The following is a 20214-nucleotide window of genomic DNA, read 5'->3' on the forward strand; positions in this document are numbered from 1 at the left end:
AGCAGTTGGAAACATTGTTTGGTACAACGCGCAAACAGGCGGAACAGCGATTGCAACAACCACAGCGTTGACAAGCGGCAGTTATTTTGCAGCGATTTTTGATCCAGCAACAAACTGTGAAAGTGCAACAAGATTAGAAATCATAATTAATGTATCTGATCCAGGGACACCTACAACAACAGACAATACGCAAGATTTCTGTTTAGTTGATGCGCCAACAGTTGCCAATATTCAAGTAAATGCACCAGCAGCTGGAAATATAGTTTGGTACACAGCTTCAACAGGTGGAACAGCAATAGCTTCAACAACAGCATTAGCAAACGGCAGTTATTTTGCATCAATTTTTGATCCAGCAACAAACTGCGAAAGCGCTTCAAGATTAGAAGTTGCAGTTACTGTTTCTGATCCAGGAACACCAACAACTACGGATAATACGCAAGATTTCTGTTTGATTACCGCACCAACGATTGCTAGCATCCAAGTAAATGAAGCAAATGTGGTTTGGTACAGCACTTCAACAGGCGGAACAGCAATTGCTTCAACAACAGCTTTAGCGAGCGGTGATTATTATGCAGCAATAAAAGATCCAGTAACAAATTGTGAAAGTTCAGTTCGTTTGTTGGTTACGGTTACGGTATCTGATCCGGGAACTCCGTCTACAGCAGACAATACACAAGATTTCTGTTTAGTTGATGCGCCGACAGTTTCTAATATTCAAATAAATGCTCCAGTAGTTGGAAACATTGTTTGGTACAATGCGCAAACAGGCGGAACAGCGATTGCTTCAACAACAGCGTTGACAAGCGGCAGTTATTTTGCAGCGATTTTTGATCCAGCAACAAACTGTGAAAGTGCAACAAGATTAGAAATCGTAATTAATGTATCTGATCCAGGGACACCTACAACAACAGACAATACGCAAGATTTCTGTTTAGTAAATGCACCAACTTTTGCAAGTATACAGGTGAATGAAGCAAATGTAGTTTGGTACACAGCTTCAACTGGAGGAACAGCAATTGCATCAACAACAGCCTTAACAAGCGGTACTTATTTTGGAGCAATAAAAGATCCAGCAACAAATTGTGAAAGCGCAACGCGTTTACAAGTTGCAGTTTCAGTAACGGATCCAGCGACACCAACAACGACTAATAATGCTCAAGTTTTCTGTTCTGGAAATGCGCCAACAGTGGCAAGTATCCAAGTAAATGAAGCAAATGTTGTTTGGTACAATGTTGCAACAGGCGGAACGGCAATTTCAGCAACTACAGCTTTAACGACAGGTGTTTATTATGGAGCTATAAAAGATCCAGTTACAGGTTGTGAAAGCAGTGTAAGATTACTAGTTAATGTAACAGTAGGAAATACAATAAATCCAACTACAAATAATGCTTCACAGAATTTCTGCTCTACTGCGGCACCAACTATTGCAAGTATTCAAGTAAATGAAGTAAATGTGGTTTGGTACAATGCTGCAACAGGCGGAACTGCAATTCCATCAACAACTGCATTGACTACAGGAATTTACTACGGAAATATTATAGATGCTGCGACAGGCTGTGAAAGTTCAACTCGTTTGCAAGTAACGGTTACGGTAACTAGTCCAAGTCCGACGCCAACTACAAATAATGCGACGCAAAACTTCTGTACGCTGAATTCACCTACAGTTGCAAATATTCAAGTAAATCAAGCAAATGTGGTTTGGTACAGCACAGCAACTGGAGGAACAGCTATTCCAGCAACAACAGCATTAGTTACAGGAACGTACTACGGCGCTGTTTCGAGTGCAATAGGATGTGAGAATCCAGTTCGTTTGGCAGTTGTGGTAAATGTAAATACTCCGGGAGTAGTTACTACACCACGAACAAACCAAACATTCTGTTTATCAAAATTGCCAACAATTGCGAATATCTTGGTTAATGAGCCAAATGTAGTTTGGTATTCTACTGCAACAGGAGGAACACCTTTAGCTGCAAACACGCAACTGGTGGCTGGAACTTATTATGCGGCAGCGCTTAATAATACCACAAATGGATGTGAAAGCGCAACGAGACTAGGAGTAACAATTGCATTTGAAAACGATGCTTTGGTTCCAATAACATCAAGCGATGATACTCCATGTGTTTTCCAAGGTGTGACTTATTCAATTGCAAATGGCAAATCAAATTATGTGTGGTCAGTTACCAACGGAACAATTATCTCTGGCGGAGGAACTGCTGACGGAAATGTAACCATTTCATGGTCTGATATTGGTTCTGGTCAAGTAAAAGTTACCTACATCAACACTTGCGATGAAACAACAACCAAAACATTGAATGTAACGGTAGCAACTTGTTCAGATTTAACAATTACAAATACAGTAAGTAATCCAACTCCAAATTTTGGTGAGCAGATAACATTTACAGTAACAGTAAATAATGTTGGACAAGGAAACTTTATAAATACACTTGTAAGCGACTTATTGCCTAACGGCTATGAATTGATCAGTTCAAGCACAACTCAAGGAACATTTGACCCAACAACACAGCTTTGGACAATCCCAACGCTAAATGCAGGTCAGAGCGTAGTGCTTACAATTGTTGCCGAAGTTGTTCATGGAAGCGACTATCTATCTGTTGCAACTATTGAAATTTCAACTCCTTTAGATGTTTCTGCAGCAAACAACACGGCTTCAGTTTCTGTTGACCCAATTTGTTTGACAGTTTATAATGAGTTTACGCCAAATAATGATGGAGCGAATGACTTATTCAGAATTGACTGTATCGAATCTTATCCAAACAATGAGTTGAAAGTTTACAACAGATATGGTGCATTAGTTTACAGCAAACAGCATTATGAAAATGATTGGAACGGAACTGCCAATGTATCAGGAGTTATTAGTAGAGGAGATATGCTGCCAACAGGTACTTATTTTTATGTGATAGACATTGGAGACGGAACGGTTAAAAAAGGATGGTTATCTATAATGAGATAAGCAGACGATGTTAATCATCTAATTAATTAAACTAAATAAGTATCGTTATGAAACTATATATAAAATCACTGAAGAAAACATATTTTCTCTTAATATGTTCTTTTATTACATTCTGTGCCAGTGCACAGCAAGACCCTGAGTACACGCAGTATATGTATAATACTATGGCGGTAAATCCAGCTTATGCTGGGTCTACCGGTACTTTAGAAGCAACACTTTTGTACCGTTCTCAATGGATTGGAATTGATGGAGCTCCAGAAACTCAGTCTTTTTCTATTCATGCACCACTTCGAAATGAGAAAGTTGGTTTGGGACTTAGCGTCGTTAACGACAAAATTGGCCCATCAAACGAACTTTATCTTGACGGAAACTTTTCTTATTCAATTCCGTTAGGATATGAAAAAAGATTGGCTTTTGGTTTAAAAGCAGGTATGAGAATGTTAAACGTAGATTGGTCAAAAGGGAGATACTATGATCCAAATGATGTTTTGCTAAATCAAAATATCGATAATCAAGCAAAACTGGCAGTTGGAGCGGGAATCTATTATTATACTGATAAATGGTACGTAGGAGCATCAGTTCCAAGTTTTATCCAGAACACATATTACGATGATGTTCAGGAATCTATTGACTACGATCGTTTGCACTATTATTTCATGGGAGGTTATGTTTTTGATTTGAATCCAAATTTAAAATTCAAACCTGCATTTTTAGTCAAAGCAGTAAGCGGAGCTCCTCTTACTGCTGATATCTCGGCGAATTTTATGATTGCTGAAAAATTTGTGATCGGTGGATCTTACAGAACGGATGATTCTGTAAGCATCTTGGCTGGTTTCCAAATTTCTAAAAGTTTTTATGTCGGATACGCTTTCGATTACACCGTTAGTGATCTGAATAAATACAACGACGGATCGCATGAAATTATCTTGCGTTATCAGTTCAATAAAGGCGAAAGTAAAATCAAATCTCCTCGATTCTTCTAAATCAAAAACCTATGAAAAAAATCTATATCCTAAGTTTAGTCTTGAGCATTACGTTTAGTTTTGCTCAAAAGACTAATTTAAAAAAGGCCGATGCCTTGTTTAGAAATTATGCTTACGCAGATGCTTCAAAGGCATACGAAGAAATTTTGCAGAACAGTAAAAATCCTTCGGCACAAACTTTAAAGAATGCTGCCGACTCGTATTATTTTATTTCTGATGAAAGAAATGCCTTAAAATGGTATAAAAAATTGTACGAAGCGCAAGGCAATAATTTGACTGATATTTATTATCTGCGTTACATTCAGACGCTAAAAGGCGTAATGGATTATGATGATGCAGATAAAATGACAAAAGAATACTTGACTAAAAAAGGTGATCAAAAAGAAGTCAACCGATATCTTGCTCAAAAGAAGCAAATGGATAGTTTGTCTAAAGCAAAATCACTTTACGTGGTCAAAAATCTGGACATTAATACCAGTAAATCTGATTTTGGAGCAACTTATTTTCAAGACCGAATCGTATTTACTTCTGCCAGAGACACCACAAAGTTTAGTGAAAAGTTATATACATGGAACAATCAGCCTTTCTTAAATCTTTATTTGGCAGAAAGAAATCCTGCTGATGGAAGTTTGTTTAACGAAAAACTGTTTCTGCCAAATGTAATGACTAAATATCACGAAGCAACTGCATCTTTTGATGCCAGCGGAAAAACAATTTATTATTCTACAAACATTGTCAAAAAGAACAAATTGGTTATTGATGAAAGTAAAACCAATAATTTTCAGATTGTTAAAGGCGATATTGTAAATAATAAGTTAGAAAATCCACAGCAGGTTTTCTTTGATAATAAAGATTATTCTGTTGGGCATCCTGCTTTAAGCGAAGATGGAAAATGGCTTTTCTTTGCATCAGATATGCCGGGCGGAGCAGGTGAAACTGATTTATATTATGTGAAAATTGCTGCCGATGGTACAATGAGTTCTCCGGTAAATCTTGGCCCAAAAATCAATACGCTTGGAAATGAGGTTTTTCCATTCTTCCGAAACGGAAAACTTTATTTTTCTTCTGATGGACATTATGGTTATGGAGATTTAGATGTCTATGAAAGTAACCTTTTAGCTGACGGAACTTTTTCGGCACCAATAAATTTAGGTCCGCCAATTAACAGCAATAAAGATGATTTTTCTTTTATAATTGACAATGCAGATACTTATGGTTATGTTTCATCAAACAGAGCTGGCGGAAAAGGTGACGATGATATTTATTCTTTTGTTAAAGGAAAACCGGTTTGCAATCAGAGTATTTCGGGTATGGCAATAGATAAAAAGACAAGATTGCCTCTTACAGATGTTTCTATTATGGCTTATAATTCATATTCCGAAGTTCTTGCTGAAACAAAAACAAATTTTGAAGGTAAATATGCAATTGAAGTGCCTTGCGGAAAAATTGTCAAAATGATTGCTGCAAAACCAAATTATGCCAGCGACGAAAAAACCGTTGAAACTACAAAGGAAAATGGAGGCGAAATTAAAGACGTCAATTTTGAATTGAGTAATTATGATGATTTGGTAGTTAAAAATAAAGGCGTTGAAAAAGTAGATGTAAAACCAATCTACTTTGATTACGACAAGTATGATATTACGCCATTGGCAGTTGAAGAGCTGATAAAAGTAGTCTTTATCATGCAAAAATTTCCAAAAATCAAAATTAAAATTGAGTCGCATACAGACTCTCGCGGAAAGGATTCCTATAACCTAAAGCTTTCAGACAACAGAGCTAAATCAACTCGTGATTATATTATTTCTCAAGGGATTGACGCCTCTCGCATTGAAAGTGCAATAGGTTATGGCGAAAGCCGATTGATTAACAAATGTAAAAATGGTGTGAAATGTACCGAAGAAGAACATTTGTTAAATAGACGTTCTGACTTTATCATTATCCAAAAATAGTTTTATATTTGCGCGCTAATTATTTGATTATCAGTGTAAAAATATAAAACGTAGAAACCATTTGGAAGTTGGTTTTGTTTAATTCTTTTTTAAAGAATAGTGGACAAGAAGAAAATCAGGCTGCAATTCGTTGTCGCCTGATTTTTGATTTTTTAAAACTTTTGCTTTTTGATGTTTTTCAGCGAAAATAATTCTAATTTTGATCTTTCAGTTATTCTAAATTTATAGGCATTATTTTAATATCATATGAGCATTCAAGAAACAATTCAAACTTTAAGAGACGAACTTAACCAGCACAATTACAATTATTATGTGCTTGATAATGCGACAATTTCAGATTATGATTTTGATATTAAATTAAAAGAACTTCAGGATTTAGAAAACAAACACCCCGAATTTTTTGATGAATATTCACCATCGCAACGTGTAGGAGGAGCAATTACTAAAAATTTTAAAACAATTGCACATCGCTATCGTATGTATTCTTTGGATAATTCCTATTCTAAAGAAGATTTATTGGATTGGGAAAACAGAATTCAGAAGGTTTTAGGAAACGTAAAATTAGAATATACGTGTGAACTAAAATATGACGGCGCATCAATAAGTATTACTTACGAAAACGGAAAACTGGTTCAAGCTTTAACACGCGGAGACGGTTTTCAAGGTGATGAGGTTACGAATAATATTAAAACAATTAAGTCAGTTCCGCTTCAGTTAAAAGGAAATTATCCCGAAACATTTGATATTCGCGGGGAAATTATTTTGCCATTTGCGGGTTTCGAAAAAATGAATCAGGAATTGATCGAAATAGGCGAAACTCCCTATTCAAATCCTAGAAATACAGCTTCAGGAAGTTTAAAATTGCAAGACAGTACTGAAGTTGCTAAACGTCCGTTAGAATGTTTATTGTATTTTGTAACTGGAAATAATTTACCATTCTCTACTCAATATGAAGGACTAGAAGCAGCCAGAAAATGGGGATTTAAGGTTCCTAAAGAAGCAAAATTGGTTGGCAGTATGAATGAAGTCTTTGATTTTATTGATTATTGGGACACGCATCGTCATAATTTGCCTTATGAAACGGATGGTGTTGTGATAAAAGTTAATAGCATTCAGCATCAGGAAGAATTAGGCTATACAGCAAAATCACCACGCTGGGCAATTGCATATAAATTTAAATCAGAGCAAGTTTCAACCAAGTTAAAATCAATATCTTATCAAGTTGGGCGCACAGGAGCAATAACTCCGGTTGCAAATCTTGAGCCTGTGCAATTGGCAGGAACTATCGTAAAAAGAGCTTCTTTGCACAATGCAGACCAAATTGAAAAGCTAGATATCAGAATAAACGACACTGTTTTTGTTGAAAAAGGAGGAGAAATTATTCCGAAAATTATTGAAGTCGATTTAACTAAACGACCAGAAAATTCAGAAAAAACAGAATATATCACGCATTGCCCAGAATGTCAGACAGAGTTAGTAAGAAATGAAGGCGAAGCAAATCATTATTGTCCAAATTTCTATGGCTGTCCTCCGCAGATCATTGGCCGTGTACAGCATTATATTTCAAGAAAAGCAATGGATATTGAAGGGCTTGGAGGCGAAACTGTTGCGTTGCTTTTCAAAAATAATTTAGTACACAATTACGCCGATTTATATGAACTGAAGGTGGAAGATATTTTGCACTTGGAAAGAATGGCGCAAAAATCGGCAGAGAACTTAGTAAACGGAGTGGAAAAATCTAAAGAAATTCCTTTTGAAAGTGTTTTGTTTGCACTCGGAATTCGTTTTGTAGGCGAGACTGTTGCTAAAAAATTAGCCAAACATTATAAAAATATAGATGCTTTAAGTCAAGCTTCATTAATGGATTTGATTTTAGTTGATGAAATTGGAGAACGAATTGCAAAAAGTGTGATTGAGTTTTTTGAAAATGAAGAAAATAAAATAATAATTGAACGCTTAAAAAATTACGGTGTTCAATTTGAAATAGTTGAAAAAATTAACCCCAACGCTACAGAAAAATTCATCGGAAAAACATTTGTCGTTTCAGGAGTTTTTACTCAGTTTTCGCGAGATGAATTAAAGAAAACAATCGAAGATAATGGTGGAAAGGTAGGAAGTTCAATTTCTGCAAAAACTGATTTTGTTGTCGCAGGTGATAATATGGGGCCAGCGAAATTAGAAAAGGCTAATAAATTAAATATTCCTATATTGTCGGAGGAAGATTTTATAATTAAATTAAATGAAAGCGAATAAACCGTCTTTGATTTTATTCTTTGTAGCATTATTGTTTACAATTATTTTAGATAGCACAAAACAAGATATTTTGGCTATTTATGCAAAAGCCGTTGTATTGCCAGCAATTTTCTTTTATTTTATTATCAGCAGTGATTTTAAAATTGGAAAAACAGAAGGTTTTATTTTTTTCTTTTGCTTCGTGGGCCAGGTTTTTGACTTGATGGACGTCGAAATTTCAGAGATAGGTGGCGTGCTGAGCTTTTTAGTTGTTTACTTATTGATTATAAAGCTTTTTGTAATAGACCACGAAAAAATTAAATTAAGAAGAAAAGATGTTCTTCCAGTTTCTATCGTGGTCATATTTATTGTCTACTTGCTCGTTTCAGTGTTAAGCCTTCAGTTTGATAACATGAAAAAGTTTAATTTGCTCTATACTTTTTATGGAATAGTATTGAGTGTCATGAGTTATTATTCATTTGTAAGTTATATTACAAAAGGAACTCATTTGGCTCTTTTAATGTCGTTAATGGCTGTAAGTTATATCTTCTCGGATATTTTTTACATTTTCAATAATTACTTTTCATATTCAGTAGTTTTGGTTTTAATTCGTGATGTAACACAAATTTTAGCCTACTATTTTATGGTAGAATACTTTCTTGAAAAAACAAAAATGCAAAAGAAAATGTTATACAATAATTGATTTTCCTTGGTTTGTATGGTTTTTATTTTTGTCAAAATAAAAGTCAATACGTCCTAAATTGATTCCATAACAACCAACTTGATTAACTAAAACATTTTCACCAACTTTATTTTTTACAATAGTTGGTTTGTCAAGAAAAGTGTGCGTATGTCCGCCAATAATCAAATCAATATCTTGTGTTTGTTCAGCAAATTTTAAATCACTGATTTTTGTTGGTTCATCTTTATAATTGTAGCCAAGATGCGACAAGCAGATAACCAAATCACATTTTTCCTCTTTCTTTAATAGTTGAGTCATATCCTGAGCAATTTCTACAGGATTATTATATACAGTTTCCTTGTACATTTTTTTGTCTACTAAACCATCAAGCTCAATTCCTACACCAAAAACACCTACTTTAATTCCGTTTTTGTTGAAAATTTTATAAGGCTTTACATGTCCATTCATGACTGTGTTTTTAAAGTCATAATTAGAGTTGATAAAATCAAATTTTGCATGAGGTAATTGTGCATATAAACCATCTAAACCATTGTCAAAATCATGATTTCCAATTGTTGAAGCGTCATATTTCATCATGCTCATCAATTTAAATTCCAATTCTCCTCCGTAATAATTGAAATAAGGAGTTCCCTGAAAAATATCCCCTGCATCTAATAAAAGTACATTTGGATTTTCCTGACGGATAGTTTCAATAAGTGCTGCACGTCGAGATACGCCACCTTTATTTGCATTGCGAGGATCATCAGCAGGAAAAGGATCAATATGGCTGTGAACATCATTGGTATGCAAAATAGTCAAGTGCTTAATATCGTTAGTTTCAAAACTGCTCAACGACAAACCTAAACTTAATAGGGCAGTACTGGCAGCAGTTTTTTCGATAAATTCTCTTCTTTTCATGGGATATATTTTTTTGCGTAAACGCGGGTAATTTTAGTTTTAATGTTATTCTTCTGTAATTCTGATGTCTTTTGGAACCGGAATAGTGTCTACTTCTTTGAAATAATCAATTAATACATCTCGAAGTTTGTAATTTAGATCATATTTCTCAACGCTTTTACCAAAGAAGTTCATGTTGTCTCCTCGATTAGCAAGGTAATCGTTAGTGGCAACGTAATAAATTTTATTTAGATCAAGAGGTTTTCCTTGAACCATTATATTTTTAGCTGTTTTGTCTTTTGCAATTGTAAATGTCATTCCTGACAGTGGTTGAGGTTTTTTCTCCTTAATAATATAAGCAGTTATTTCTTGAATTTGCTCTCCTTTTAAACCTAGAACAACTAGATTGTTTTCAAAAGGCATAATTTCAAAAGCAGTTCTAGTAGTTACATTTCCTTTTGGTAGAATAGCACGGATACCTCCATGATTTAAAAGACATAAATCAATAGTTTTGTTTTCGCGCTTTTTGAAAACTAAATTTCCTCTTTGCACACAAACGTCCGCCATTAGACAGCCAATTGTTGTTTGCCATTTTCCAACACTTTTATCAAGAGTTTCAGGACAATAGGCTAAAACACTGTCTAAATCCTTATTGATATGGTCGCGATAAGGCTTTATAAAACTTTCGATTTCAGGAGTTTCTGCCCCTTTTTCAGTTATCGGAATTTGTTTTCCTTCTATCTTAGTTAAATTGTAGTTTTTCGGACTACAGGAATAAATAAAAAAAAGTGTTAAGAATATAACAAAAAGTTTTAAAAATCCGTTATACTTTTTTAGTTTTACCATTTTAAATGCGACTTAAATAATTAATTTTGTAATCTGGTAAAAATACTATGTTTTTAAATTATATAAAGGAATTATTTGTAAAAAAATCATTAAAAAATAATCTGAATAATGTCAAAAACGAAGTCTTTACTAGTAACGTACAAACAATTGGTTTATTGATAGATGAGAGCAATTTTCGCCATTCTAAAGAATTGGTAAAAGAGCTTGAACTGTATGGAATCGATGCTGAGAACATAAAAGTTGTTGCTTTCAGAAGTAAATTAAAGAAGAAAAAAACGTATTCAAGACCTACTTTTGGTAAAAAAGACATTAATTGGAAGGGAGAGGTTACAGCAGATTTTCTAAATGATTTTACTGAAACAGAATTTGATCTTTTGATTAGTTATTACAACAGCGAAAAAGCAATTTTGATGATGTTGACAAGCAAATCAAAAGCGAAGTTTAAAGTAGGATTTTCATCAGTAGATAAAAATTTAAACCGATGGATGATCGATACGGAAATGGAAAACTATAAAGTATTTGTTTCCGAATTATTTAGGTATTTAAAAAGTATAAAATAAATTATAATCAAAATATGCAATCATTAATAGGAACTGGTGTTGCGCTTGTAACTCCATTTAAAAAAGACTTCTCAGTTGATATCGAAGCTTTGCAACGTATCGTTAATTTTTCGATTGACGGAGGAGTTGAATATCTTGTAGTTATGGGAACAACAGCAGAAAACGCTACCTTGACTCAAGACGAAAAAGAGTTGGTTATCAATACAGTAATCGACGTAAATAAAGGAAGATTGCCTCTAGTTCTTGGAGTGGGAGGAAATAATACAATGGAGATTGTAAAAGAATTAAAAACTAGAGATTTTTCAGCTTTTGATGCTATTCTTTCCGTTTCTCCTTATTATAATAAACCAACTCAAGAAGGAATTTATCAGCACTTTAAAGCAATTGCTGAAGCTTCGCCAATTCCAGTGATTTTATATAATGTTCCAGGAAGAACTTCAAGCAACATGCTTCCTTCAACAGTAATTCGTTTGGCTAATGATTTTGAAAATGTTGTAGCAATAAAAGAAGCTGCTGGCGATATGGCTCAAGCTTTACAATTAATTAAAAATGCACCAAAAGATTTTCTTGTAATTTCTGGAGACGATATGATTGCATTGCCAATTGTTTTGGCAGGTGGAGCAGGAGTTATCTCGGTTATTGGACAAGGTTATCCGAAAGAATTCTCAGAAATGATTCGTTTAGGTTTGAACAGAAAAGTAAATGAAGCATTTAAAACACAATATTTCTTGGCAGATTGTATCGATATGATTTTTGAACAAGGAAACCCTGCAGGAATAAAACAAGTTTTTCAAGCCCTTGGAATTGCTGACAATACCGTGCGTTTACCACTAGTATCTGTTGATGAATCTTTGGCTTCAAGATTAAATGATTTTGTAAAAAGCAGTATCAAAGTAGAGTAAGACTGACGCGATTTTATTATACAAAAAAAAATATTTTGTAGTAGCTAAATTAATAACTAAATTTGCCACCGGAACTTCGGTGTGATTTTGCTTTGGCATAATTGTCTAAGAAATCATAATAAAAGTAAGAAAATGAAAAAAATAGTATCTCTATTAATTGTTGTTGTCCTTTTTTGTTCTTGTAGTGATTACCAAAAGGTATTAAAAAATGAAGATGTTGCAGCAAAATTTGAAATGGCAACAAAAATGTATGATGCAGGCAAATATTCAAAAGCGATTCGTCTTTTTGAGCAGTTAGCACCATCATATAGAGGTAAGCCTCAAGCTGAAAAGCTTTTTTATATGTTTTCACAATCTTACTATAAAACACATCAGTATTATTTAGCTGGTTATCAATTTGAAAGTTTTGTTTCGGGTTATCCACGAAGTGAAAAAGTACAGGAAGCAGCATTTTTAGGCGCATACAGCTATTCAAAATTAGCTCCTGTTTATAGTTTAGATCAGGCAGATACAGTAAAAGCTTTGGAGAAATTACAAGCATTTATTGATAATTATCCTAATTCTGAATACATAACTCAGGCTAATGATGCTGTAAAGGTTTTAAATGGAAAATTGGAGAAAAAAGCATACGAAAATGCTAAAGGTTATAATACAATTTCAGATTATAAATCAGCTTTAGTTGCATTTGATAATTTTATTGCTGATTTTCCTGGAACATCGTTAAAAGAAGATGCGCTGTTTTACAAATATGATTCGGCATATAAATTAGCGATAAACAGTATTCCTCAAAAAATGGAAGAACGTTTAAATGTAGCAAAAGTATCTTATGCTAACTTAATTAAGTTTAAAAGCGATACAAAATACAAAAAAGAGGCAGACGAAATGAATGCCCGTGTTGAGACAGATTTACAAAAATATACTAAAACAAACTAAGTCATGGATTTAAAAAAGACGAATGCTCCTGTAAACACAATAACATACAACAAAACAGTTATTGAAGAGCCAACAGGAAATGTGTATGAAGCTATTACCATTATGGCTAAGAGAGCAAATCAAATCAATTCTGAAATTAAAAAAGAATTGACTGAGAAATTAGAAGAGTTTGCTACTTATAATGATAGTCTTGAAGAAGTTTTTGAAAATAAAGAACAAATTGAAGTTTCTAAATTTTACGAAAAATTACCAAAACCACACGCTTTAGCTGTTCAAGAATGGTTAGACGGTAAAACTTACCACAGAGGTTCAAACAAATAATATAGTATAAATGTCAGTTTTAAACGGGAAAAAAATTTTACTGGGAGTGTCTGGTGGAATTGCAGCCTATAAAACAGCCTCATTAGTACGACTTTTTATAAAAGCAGGTGCACATGTCCAAGTGATAATGACACCTGCTTCTAAGGATTTTGTAACGCCACTTACGTTATCTACTTTATCAAAAAATCCTGTACATTCCAGTTTCTTTAATGAAGAGGATCAAGATGCTGTCTGGAACAATCATGTTGATCTGGCACTTTGGGCTGATTTAATGCTAATTGCTCCGGCAACTGCAAACACGTTGTCTAAAATGACAACAGGAAACTGCGATAATCTTTTAATAGCAACTTATTTATCAGCTAAATGTCCTGTTTATTTTGCTCCGGCAATGGATTTGGATATGTACAAACATCCTTCAACTTTATCAAGTTTTGCTGCTTTAAAACAGTTTGGAAACGTAATGATTCCTGCTGAAAATGGAGAACTTGCAAGCGGTTTGTCCGGCGAAGGCCGAATGGCTGAGCCTGAGAATATCATCGCTTTTCTTGAAGCCGATTTAGAAAGCAAACTTCCATTAAAAGGAAAAAAAATGCTTATTACTGCCGGCCCAACATATGAGGCAATAGATCCAGTGCGTTTCATTGGAAATCATTCTTCTGGAAAGATGGGTTTTGATATTGCAAATGAAGCTGCAAACCTAGGCGCAGAAGTTGTTTTAATTTCTGGTCCAACGCATTTTAAAACTAAAAATAGTTTAGTTGAAGTAGTAAATGTGGTTTCGGCACAAGAAATGTACGATGCTTGTCACTTGTATTTTAATGATGTTGATGTAGCTATTGCGGCAGCAGCTGTAGCTGATTATAGACCTAAAGTTGTAGCACTTCAGAAAATTAAAAAAGCAGCTGATGAGTTTTCAATTGAGCTTGAAAAAACAAAAGATATTTTGGCATCATTAGGAGCAATAAAGAAAGAGCAGTTTTTAATTGGTTTTGCTTTGGAAACTCAAAATGAAATTGAAAATGCCAAGCTGAAAATTCAGAAAAAAAACTTAGATTTGATTGTTCTTAATTCCTTGCAGGATGAAGGTGCAGGTTTTAAAAAAGAAACCAATAAAGTTACTTTTATTGACAAAGATTTTAAAATCGAACTAATGGAATTAAAATCAAAAGAGTCTGTTGCTGTTGATATTTTAAACAAAGTGATTTTGCATTTTGCAAAATAATAATCTTCTATTTGAGTTTAAGATAAAGTAGCAATAGCAATTTTACATCAACACAAATCTTTTTTTATGAATAAAGCAGTTACAGTTTTAATGTTTTTAATTTTTGGCTTTACTCAAGCACAGCAGTTAAATTGTATTGTTACCATAAATACAGAAAGACTTCCCAATCCGAATCAACAGGTTTTTAAAACACTTCAGACTTCATTGTCAGAATTTGTGAATAAAACAGATTGGACTGGTTCTGTACTAAAACAAAATGAGCGTATAAACTGTTCAATGTATATTACATTGTCTTCAAATAATTCAGATCAGTTTAGCGGAACTATTCAGGTACAATCTTCACGATTGATTTTTAATTCAACTTATTCTTCTCCTGTCTTAAATTATAATGACAAAGATTTTAGTTTTAGATACACAGAATATGAACCCTTGTTGTTTAATCCCACTACTTTTGAATCTAATTTAGTTTCTGTTGTTTCTTTTTACAGTTACTTGATTTTGGGAATGGATGCTGATACATTTCAGTTAGGAGCGGGTAATCAATATCTTCAAACGGCTCAAAATATTGCCAATGTAGCACAGCAAGGTGGCTTTAAAGGCTGGAGCCAAGCTGACGGAATTCAGAATCGTTATTATTTAATAACTGATATGATTTCGCCAATGTATAGCGATTTACGTCAGGTAACGTATATGTACCACTCAGGATTAGATACTATGAGCGATGATTTGAAAGGATCAAAGGAAAAAATTAAAGCGTCTTTAATGTTGATTGGGAAATTCAATAGTGTCAAACCAAACGCTTTTTTGACCAGAGTCTTTTTTGACGCAAAATCAGATGAAATTACTTCAATTTTTTCTGGCGGACCAAGTATTACGGTTTCAGATTTAACCGATGTTTTAAATAAAGTTTCGCCATTGAATAGTACAAAATGGTCGCAAATTAAGTTTTAGTTGATTTTTTAGTCTTACTTTTACTTTCTCTCATTAACTTTTATCTACAAATTATTTTATGATTACTTCTCTGTCGATTAAAAACTATGCTTTGATTGAAAAACTTTCTATTGATTTTTCAAAAGGATTTTCAATAATTACAGGTGAAACGGGAGCAGGTAAATCGATTATATTAGGTGCTTTGGGCTTAGTTTTAGGCAAAAGAGCCGATTTGACTTCTTTAAAAAATAAAGAGGAAAAATGCATAATTGAAGCACAATTTGAAATTTCAAAATACAATCTAAAAGATTTTTTTGAGGCAAATGACTTAGATTATGAAGACGAAACCATTATACGACGTGAAATTCTGCCTTCAGGAAAATCTCGTGCTTTTATCAATGATAGTCCCGTAAATCTTCAGGAATTACAGGATTTGAGCCTGTTTTTAATTGACATTCATTCGCAACAACAAACTCAAGAATTGTCTGATGAAAGTGTTCAGTTTAAGATAATTGATGCCATTGCAAACAATGGAGATGTTATTTTAGATTACCAAAAGTTGTTAAAAACATATAAAGCAGATAAATCAAAGCTAAATGCATTGCTGAAAAAACAGTCTGATTCTGGAAAAGAGCAGGAATACAATACTTTTTTATTGAATGAGTTGGTTTCTGCTAAACTGAAATCAGGAGAACAAGCCGAACTAGAAGCTGATTTTGAAAAATTAAATAACATTGAGGTTATTAAAGAATCAATTGATAAGTCTTTAGTGATTGCTAATGAAGAGCAATTTGGTGTTTTGCATAATCTGAATGAAGTGAAAACTGCACTTCAAAAAATTGCTCCATTTTCAACCGAATATCAAAATCTTTTTGAAAGAATTATTAGTTTGGCAATTGAATTTGATGATGTTTCGAAAGAATTGCAAAATTGTTCAGAGAAATTATTGAATGATCCTGCTCAACTAGAAATGATCAGCCAAAAATTGCAATTGATTTATAATCTTCAAAAGAAACACCAAGTAGCTACTGTTGACGAATTAATTCAAATTGAAGCCGAATTGAGTAATACGGTTTTAGAATTAGGTAATATTGAAGAAGAAATAGCTTCATTATCTAAAATAATTGATCAAAAAGTAATTGAATTAGATGTTTTTTCTAAAACAATTCATCAAAATAGATCGAACGCAATTCCGGTTTTATCTAATAAATTGATTTCTATTTTAGAAACTTTAGGAATGCCGAATGTGCGTTTTAATATCGAACTTTTGCCATCAGAAACGTATTTCTCAAATGGTAAAGATGAACTTCAGTTTTTGTTTTCTGCAAATAAAGGAACCGACTTTGGATTGCTTAAGAAAGTAGCGTCAGGCGGGGAGATGTCTCGTATTATGCTGGCTGTAAAAGCAATTTTGGCACAATATTCAAAACTTCCAACATTGATTTTTGACGAAATTGATACAGGAGTTTCTGGTGAAATCGCTATTAGAATGGGCGAAATCATGAAAGAAATGAGTACATCGATGCAAATATTTGCAATAACGCATTTACCTCAAATTGCGGCAAAAGGAGATTCTCATTTTAAAGTTTTCAAATCGACTGTCGATGACGACACACAATCAGAATTAAAGCTTCTGTCTCAGGACGAAAGAGTTATCGAAATTGCTCAAATGTTATCGGGTGCAGTTGTTTCTGATTCGGCTTTAAATCATGCTAAAGCCTTGTTGAACTAAAGAAATACTTTATATTTGTCATCTAAAAACGAATTAAACAAAGCTAAATAAGTTAATTAATTGTCTGAATTGGCGATTGCTATATTAACGAATAAACAAGAAAATATGATTATAGAACCTAGAATGAGAGGCTTTATTTGCTTGACAGCACACCCAGATGGTGCCGAGCAAAATGTTAAAAATCAAATAGAATATGTAAAATCAAAAGGATCAATTGCTGGTGCTAAAAAAGTATTGGTTATTGGAGCTTCAACAGGTTTCGGATTGGCTTCAAGAATCACAAGTGCTTTTGGATCTGATGCATCAACAATTGGAGTGTTTTTTGAAAAACCACCAGTTGAAGGAAAAACAGCTTCACCAGGTTGGTATAATTCTGCAGCATTTGAAAAAGAAGCTCACAAAGCAGGTCTATATGCAAAAAGTATCAATGGAGATGCTTTTTCAAACGAAATAAAAAGAGAAACGCTTGATTTAATTAAAGCTGATTTAGGACAAGTAGATCTTGTAATCTACAGTTTGGCTTCTCCAGTGCGTACAAATCCTGTTACGGGAGTTACGCATCGTTCAGTTTTAAAACCAATTGGACAAACATTTACCAATAAAACTGTTGATTTTCACACAGGAAAAGTTTCTGAAGTTTCAATCGCTCCTGCAAATGAAGAAGATATTGAAAATACAGTTGCTGTAATGGGAGGTGAAGATTGGGCAATGTGGATTGATGCTTTAAAAGCTGAAAATCTATTAGCTGACGGCGCTACAACAGTTGCCTATTCTTATATTGGGCCATCATTGACAGAAGCGGTTTACCGTAAAGGTACTATTGGACGTGCAAAAGATCATTTAGAAGCTACTGCATTTACAATTACTGATAGTTTAAAATCTATTGGAGGAAAAGCTTATGTTTCAGTAAATAAAGCATTAGTGACTCAGGCAAGTTCTGCAATTCCTGTAATTCCATTGTATATTTCTCTTTTATATAAAATTATGAAAGAAGAAGGAATTCACGAAGGATGTATCGAGCAGATTCAGCGTTTGTTCCAAGATAGATTATATAACGGTTCAGAAGTTCCTGTTGATGAAAAAGGAAGAATCAGAATTGATGACTGGGAAATGAGAGATGATGTTCAGGAAAAAGTGGCTAAACTTTGGTTAGAAGCTACAACTGAAACATTGCCAGAAATTGGTGATTTAGCTGGATACAGAAACGATTTCCTTAATTTATTCGGATTTGAATTTGCTGGGGTTGACTATCAGGCTGAGGCAAATGAAGTAGTTGATATTGAAAGTATCAAATAAGGATATTGAAAAATATAAAATGAAAACCATCAATCAAAAGTTGATGGTTTTTTTATGAATATAGCCTATCTTTGTTAAAATTTTGAAATTTAAAAAATTGCCATTCTAATACCGCATATCCCATTATGATTTTTTCTTTAATTATACCCGTGTATAATCGTCCAGATGAAGTTGATGAACTTTTAGAAAGTCTCGCAAAATCTGATTATAATGAACCTTTTGAAATTGTTCTTGTTGAAGACGGTTCTTCGATTCCGTGCAAGGATGTTGTGATGAATTATCAGGGAAAGCTGAATATTTCATATTATTTTAAAGAGAATTCAGGTCCAGGAGATTCGAGAAATTTTGGAATGCAGAAAGCGCGCGGTGATTATTTTATCATTTTTGACTCAGATTGCATCATTCCTTCCAATTATTTAACGGAAGTTAGAAAAGCGTTAAATAACGAATATGTAGATTGTTTTGGTGGTCCAGATAAAGCATTAGACAGCTTTTCAAGCATTCAGAAGGCGATTAATTTCGCAATGACGTCATTCTTGACAACTGGTGGTATTCGAGGCGGCTCTGAAAAAATTAATAAGTTTCAGCCAAGAAGTTTCAATATGGGAATTTCTAAAAAAGCTTTTCAGATTTCAAAAGGTTTTGGCAATATTCACCCTGGAGAAGATCCAGATTTATCGATCCGTTTATGGAATTTAGGTTTTGAAACTCGTTTGTTTTCAGAAGCTTACGTGTATCATAAACGCAGAATCGATTGGGAGAAATTTTCAATTCAGGTTCATAAATTTGGAATCGCAAGACCAATACTAAATAGCTGGTATCCAGAACATAATAAATTGACTTTCTTTTTTCCGACATTCTTCCTGTTCGGATTATTATTAGCTTTTTTATTGTTAATTTTCAATATTGATATTTTATTACAATTATATTTTGTATATTTCGTTATAATTTTTCTTACAGCAAGTATTCAAAATAAAAGCATTAAAATTGGGTATCTTTCTGTAATTGCAGTTTGGAAACAATTTTATGGTTACGGAACGGGATTTTTTGAATCATTTGTAAAAATTATTCTCTTAAAGAAAAAACCGCAAGAAGCGTTTCCTCGTATGTTTTTTAAAGTTTAAAATGACAAAAGTTATTGGCTTAACGGGCGGAATTGGCAGTGGCAAAACAACTATTGCGAATTATTTCAAAGAAATGGGAGTTCCCGTTTATATTGCCGATGATGCAGCAAGAGCTGTTATGCATTCTGAAACAGTTATTGAGAAAGTAAAGAAAACATTTGGAGAATCACTTTTTGAAAATAATGTTTTAAACAGAGCAAAACTGGCTGAAATTGTATTTAACAATGCTGATCAATTAGCAAAACTGAACGCAATTGTTCATCCCGCAGTAAAAGAAGATTTTGAATCTTGGATTTTACAGCATAAAAATGAAGAATATGTAATTTATGAAGCTGCAATTTTATTCGAAAGCGGCAGATACAAAGACTGTGATTTTATAATTTTGGTAACCGCTCCAGAAGAAGTCAGAATAGAAAGAGTCTTAAAACGCGATAATACCACAAGAGCGCAAGTTTTAAGCAGGATGCAGATGCAATGGAAAGATGAAGATCGCATTTTGAAGAGTAATTTTATTATTAATAACGTAAATCTTAAAATTGCTAAGGAAGAAGTTGTTAAAATTCTTAAAATTTTAAATATTAAACAAAATCAGTCTTAAATGTTAATATTTGGTTAATGTATTATTTAGTATATT

The 20214-nt window shown here is 33.5% G+C and carries 17 protein-coding genes; 15 read left to right on the forward strand and 2 right to left on the reverse strand.

All coding sequences use genetic code 11. The features are described from left to right. From RB619_RS02990 to RB619_RS03010, 5 genes are all read left to right on the forward strand, one after another. Positions 1 to 2971 (forward strand): gliding motility-associated C-terminal domain-containing protein (locus RB619_RS02990; protein WP_308094012.1); only part of this gene is annotated, 2971 nt, incomplete at its 5' end. A gap of 47 nt (positions 2972 to 3018) precedes the next feature. After that, positions 3019 to 3954, forward strand: a complete 936-nt coding sequence (locus RB619_RS02995) for a type IX secretion system membrane protein PorP/SprF (RefSeq protein ID WP_308094014.1) — start codon at positions 3019 to 3021, stop codon at positions 3952 to 3954. Positions 3955 to 3965: 11 nt separating this feature from the next. Further along, the gene (locus tag RB619_RS03000; protein WP_308094016.1) at positions 3966 to 5903 is read left to right on the forward strand and encodes an OmpA family protein; all 1938 of its coding nucleotides are present in this window, start codon (positions 3966 to 3968) and stop codon (positions 5901 to 5903) included. 246 nt (positions 5904 to 6149) lie between these two features. Continuing rightward, positions 6150 to 8156 carry an NAD-dependent DNA ligase LigA gene (gene ligA / locus RB619_RS03005; protein WP_308094018.1) on the forward strand — a complete coding sequence of 669 codons (2007 nt, stop codon included), beginning with the start codon at positions 6150 to 6152 and terminating at the stop codon, positions 8154 to 8156. Then, a complete protein-coding gene (locus tag RB619_RS03010) occupies positions 8143 to 8838 on the forward strand; it encodes a lysoplasmalogenase family protein (RefSeq protein WP_308094021.1) in 696 nt (231 codons plus the stop codon). Before ligA ends, RB619_RS03010 begins: the two co-directional genes overlap by 14 nt. On the opposite strand, the gene RB619_RS03015 is transcribed toward RB619_RS03010, so the two are convergent. Together RB619_RS03015 and RB619_RS03020 are read right to left on the reverse strand one after the other, a co-directional pair. Then, on the reverse strand, positions 8824 to 9735 hold the full coding sequence (locus RB619_RS03015) for a metallophosphatase (protein WP_308094023.1): 912 nt from the start codon (positions 9733 to 9735) through the stop codon (positions 8824 to 8826). The two genes, RB619_RS03010 and RB619_RS03015, sit on opposite strands and share 15 nt — an antisense overlap. A gap of 45 nt (positions 9736 to 9780) precedes the next feature. Next, positions 9781 to 10560, reverse strand: a complete 780-nt coding sequence (locus RB619_RS03020) for a 5'-nucleotidase (protein ID WP_308094025.1) — start codon at positions 10558 to 10560, stop codon at positions 9781 to 9783. A gap of 47 nt (positions 10561 to 10607) precedes the next feature. Here RB619_RS03020 and RB619_RS03025 point away from each other — a divergent pair, with 47 nt between their 5' ends. From RB619_RS03025 to coaE, 10 genes are all read left to right on the forward strand, one after another. Beyond that, positions 10608 to 11120 carry a hypothetical protein gene (locus tag RB619_RS03025; protein WP_308094027.1) on the forward strand — a complete coding sequence of 171 codons (513 nt, stop codon included), beginning with the start codon at positions 10608 to 10610 and terminating at the stop codon, positions 11118 to 11120. Between the two features lie 14 nt (positions 11121 to 11134). Further along, positions 11135 to 12022, forward strand: coding sequence for a 4-hydroxy-tetrahydrodipicolinate synthase (dapA, locus tag RB619_RS03030; RefSeq protein ID WP_308094029.1), 888 nt, complete (start codon positions 11135 to 11137; stop codon positions 12020 to 12022). A 132-nt stretch (positions 12023 to 12154) separates the two neighbouring features. Beyond that, the gene (locus RB619_RS03035) at positions 12155 to 12955 is read left to right on the forward strand and encodes an outer membrane protein assembly factor BamD (protein WP_308094032.1); all 801 of its coding nucleotides are present in this window, start codon (positions 12155 to 12157) and stop codon (positions 12953 to 12955) included. Between the two features lie 3 nt (positions 12956 to 12958). Beyond that, entirely contained in the window at positions 12959 to 13276 is a 318-nt protein-coding gene (locus RB619_RS03040) for a DNA-directed RNA polymerase subunit omega (RefSeq protein WP_007807938.1), read from the forward strand. A 10-nt stretch (positions 13277 to 13286) separates the two neighbouring features. Then, the gene (gene coaBC, locus RB619_RS03045) at positions 13287 to 14498 is read left to right on the forward strand and encodes a bifunctional phosphopantothenoylcysteine decarboxylase/phosphopantothenate--cysteine ligase CoaBC (RefSeq protein WP_308094041.1); all 1212 of its coding nucleotides are present in this window, start codon (positions 13287 to 13289) and stop codon (positions 14496 to 14498) included. Positions 14499 to 14564: 66 nt separating this feature from the next. Beyond that, positions 14565 to 15449: a DUF4835 family protein gene (locus RB619_RS03050; protein WP_308094043.1), complete on the forward strand. Its 885-nt coding sequence runs from the start codon at positions 14565 to 14567 to the stop codon at positions 15447 to 15449. Between the two features lie 58 nt (positions 15450 to 15507). After that, a complete protein-coding gene (recN, locus tag RB619_RS03055; RefSeq protein WP_308094045.1) occupies positions 15508 to 17160 on the forward strand; it encodes a DNA repair protein RecN in 1653 nt (550 codons plus the stop codon). Between the two features lie 105 nt (positions 17161 to 17265). Then, on the forward strand, positions 17266 to 18456 hold the full coding sequence (fabV, locus tag RB619_RS03060) for an enoyl-ACP reductase FabV (RefSeq protein ID WP_308094047.1): 1191 nt from the start codon (positions 17266 to 17268) through the stop codon (positions 18454 to 18456). A 125-nt stretch (positions 18457 to 18581) separates the two neighbouring features. Continuing rightward, positions 18582 to 19580 (forward strand): glycosyltransferase, encoded by a 999-nt coding sequence (locus tag RB619_RS03065; RefSeq protein ID WP_308094054.1) that lies wholly within the window; start codon positions 18582 to 18584, stop codon positions 19578 to 19580. A gap of 1 nt (position 19581) precedes the next feature. Continuing rightward, positions 19582 to 20178 carry a dephospho-CoA kinase gene (gene coaE, locus RB619_RS03070; protein ID WP_308094056.1) on the forward strand — a complete coding sequence of 199 codons (597 nt, stop codon included), beginning with the start codon at positions 19582 to 19584 and terminating at the stop codon, positions 20176 to 20178. The last annotated feature ends 36 nt before the right edge of the window (positions 20179 to 20214 follow it).

It is taken from the genome of Flavobacterium sp. LHD-80 (assembly GCF_030929605.1).
Classification (GTDB): Bacteria; Bacteroidota; Bacteroidia; order Flavobacteriales; family Flavobacteriaceae; genus Flavobacterium.

Bases quoted from the DNA above. Each gene is read 5' to 3' on its own strand.
- ligA (WP_308094018.1), top strand. From the start codon at position 6,150: ATGAGCATTCAAGAAACAATTCAAACTTTAAGAGACGAACTTAACCAG.
- dapA (WP_308094029.1), top strand. From the start codon at position 11,135: ATGCAATCATTAATAGGAACTGGTGTTGCGCTTGTAACTCCATTTAAA.
- fabV (WP_308094047.1), top strand. From the start codon at position 17,266: ATGATTATAGAACCTAGAATGAGAGGCTTTATTTGCTTGACAGCACAC.
- RB619_RS03015 (WP_308094023.1), bottom strand. From the start codon at position 9,735: ATGAAAAGAAGAGAATTTATCGAAAAAACTGCTGCCAGTACTGCCCTA.
- RB619_RS03025 (WP_308094027.1), top strand. From the start codon at position 10,608: ATGTTTTTAAATTATATAAAGGAATTATTTGTAAAAAAATCATTAAAA.
- RB619_RS03065 (WP_308094054.1), top strand. From the start codon at position 18,582: ATGATTTTTTCTTTAATTATACCCGTGTATAATCGTCCAGATGAAGTT.
- RB619_RS03020 (WP_308094025.1), bottom strand. From the start codon at position 10,560: ATGGTAAAACTAAAAAAGTATAACGGATTTTTAAAACTTTTTGTTATA.
- RB619_RS03035 (WP_308094032.1), top strand. From the start codon at position 12,155: ATGAAAAAAATAGTATCTCTATTAATTGTTGTTGTCCTTTTTTGTTCT.
- recN (WP_308094045.1), top strand. From the start codon at position 15,508: ATGATTACTTCTCTGTCGATTAAAAACTATGCTTTGATTGAAAAACTT.
- RB619_RS03010 (WP_308094021.1), top strand. From the start codon at position 8,143: ATGAAAGCGAATAAACCGTCTTTGATTTTATTCTTTGTAGCATTATTG.
- RB619_RS03040 (WP_007807938.1), top strand. From the start codon at position 12,959: ATGGATTTAAAAAAGACGAATGCTCCTGTAAACACAATAACATACAAC.
- coaBC (WP_308094041.1), top strand. From the start codon at position 13,287: ATGTCAGTTTTAAACGGGAAAAAAATTTTACTGGGAGTGTCTGGTGGA.
- coaE (WP_308094056.1), top strand. From the start codon at position 19,582: ATGACAAAAGTTATTGGCTTAACGGGCGGAATTGGCAGTGGCAAAACA.
- RB619_RS02995 (WP_308094014.1), top strand. From the start codon at position 3,019: ATGAAACTATATATAAAATCACTGAAGAAAACATATTTTCTCTTAATA.
- RB619_RS03050 (WP_308094043.1), top strand. From the start codon at position 14,565: ATGAATAAAGCAGTTACAGTTTTAATGTTTTTAATTTTTGGCTTTACT.
- RB619_RS03000 (WP_308094016.1), top strand. From the start codon at position 3,966: ATGAAAAAAATCTATATCCTAAGTTTAGTCTTGAGCATTACGTTTAGT.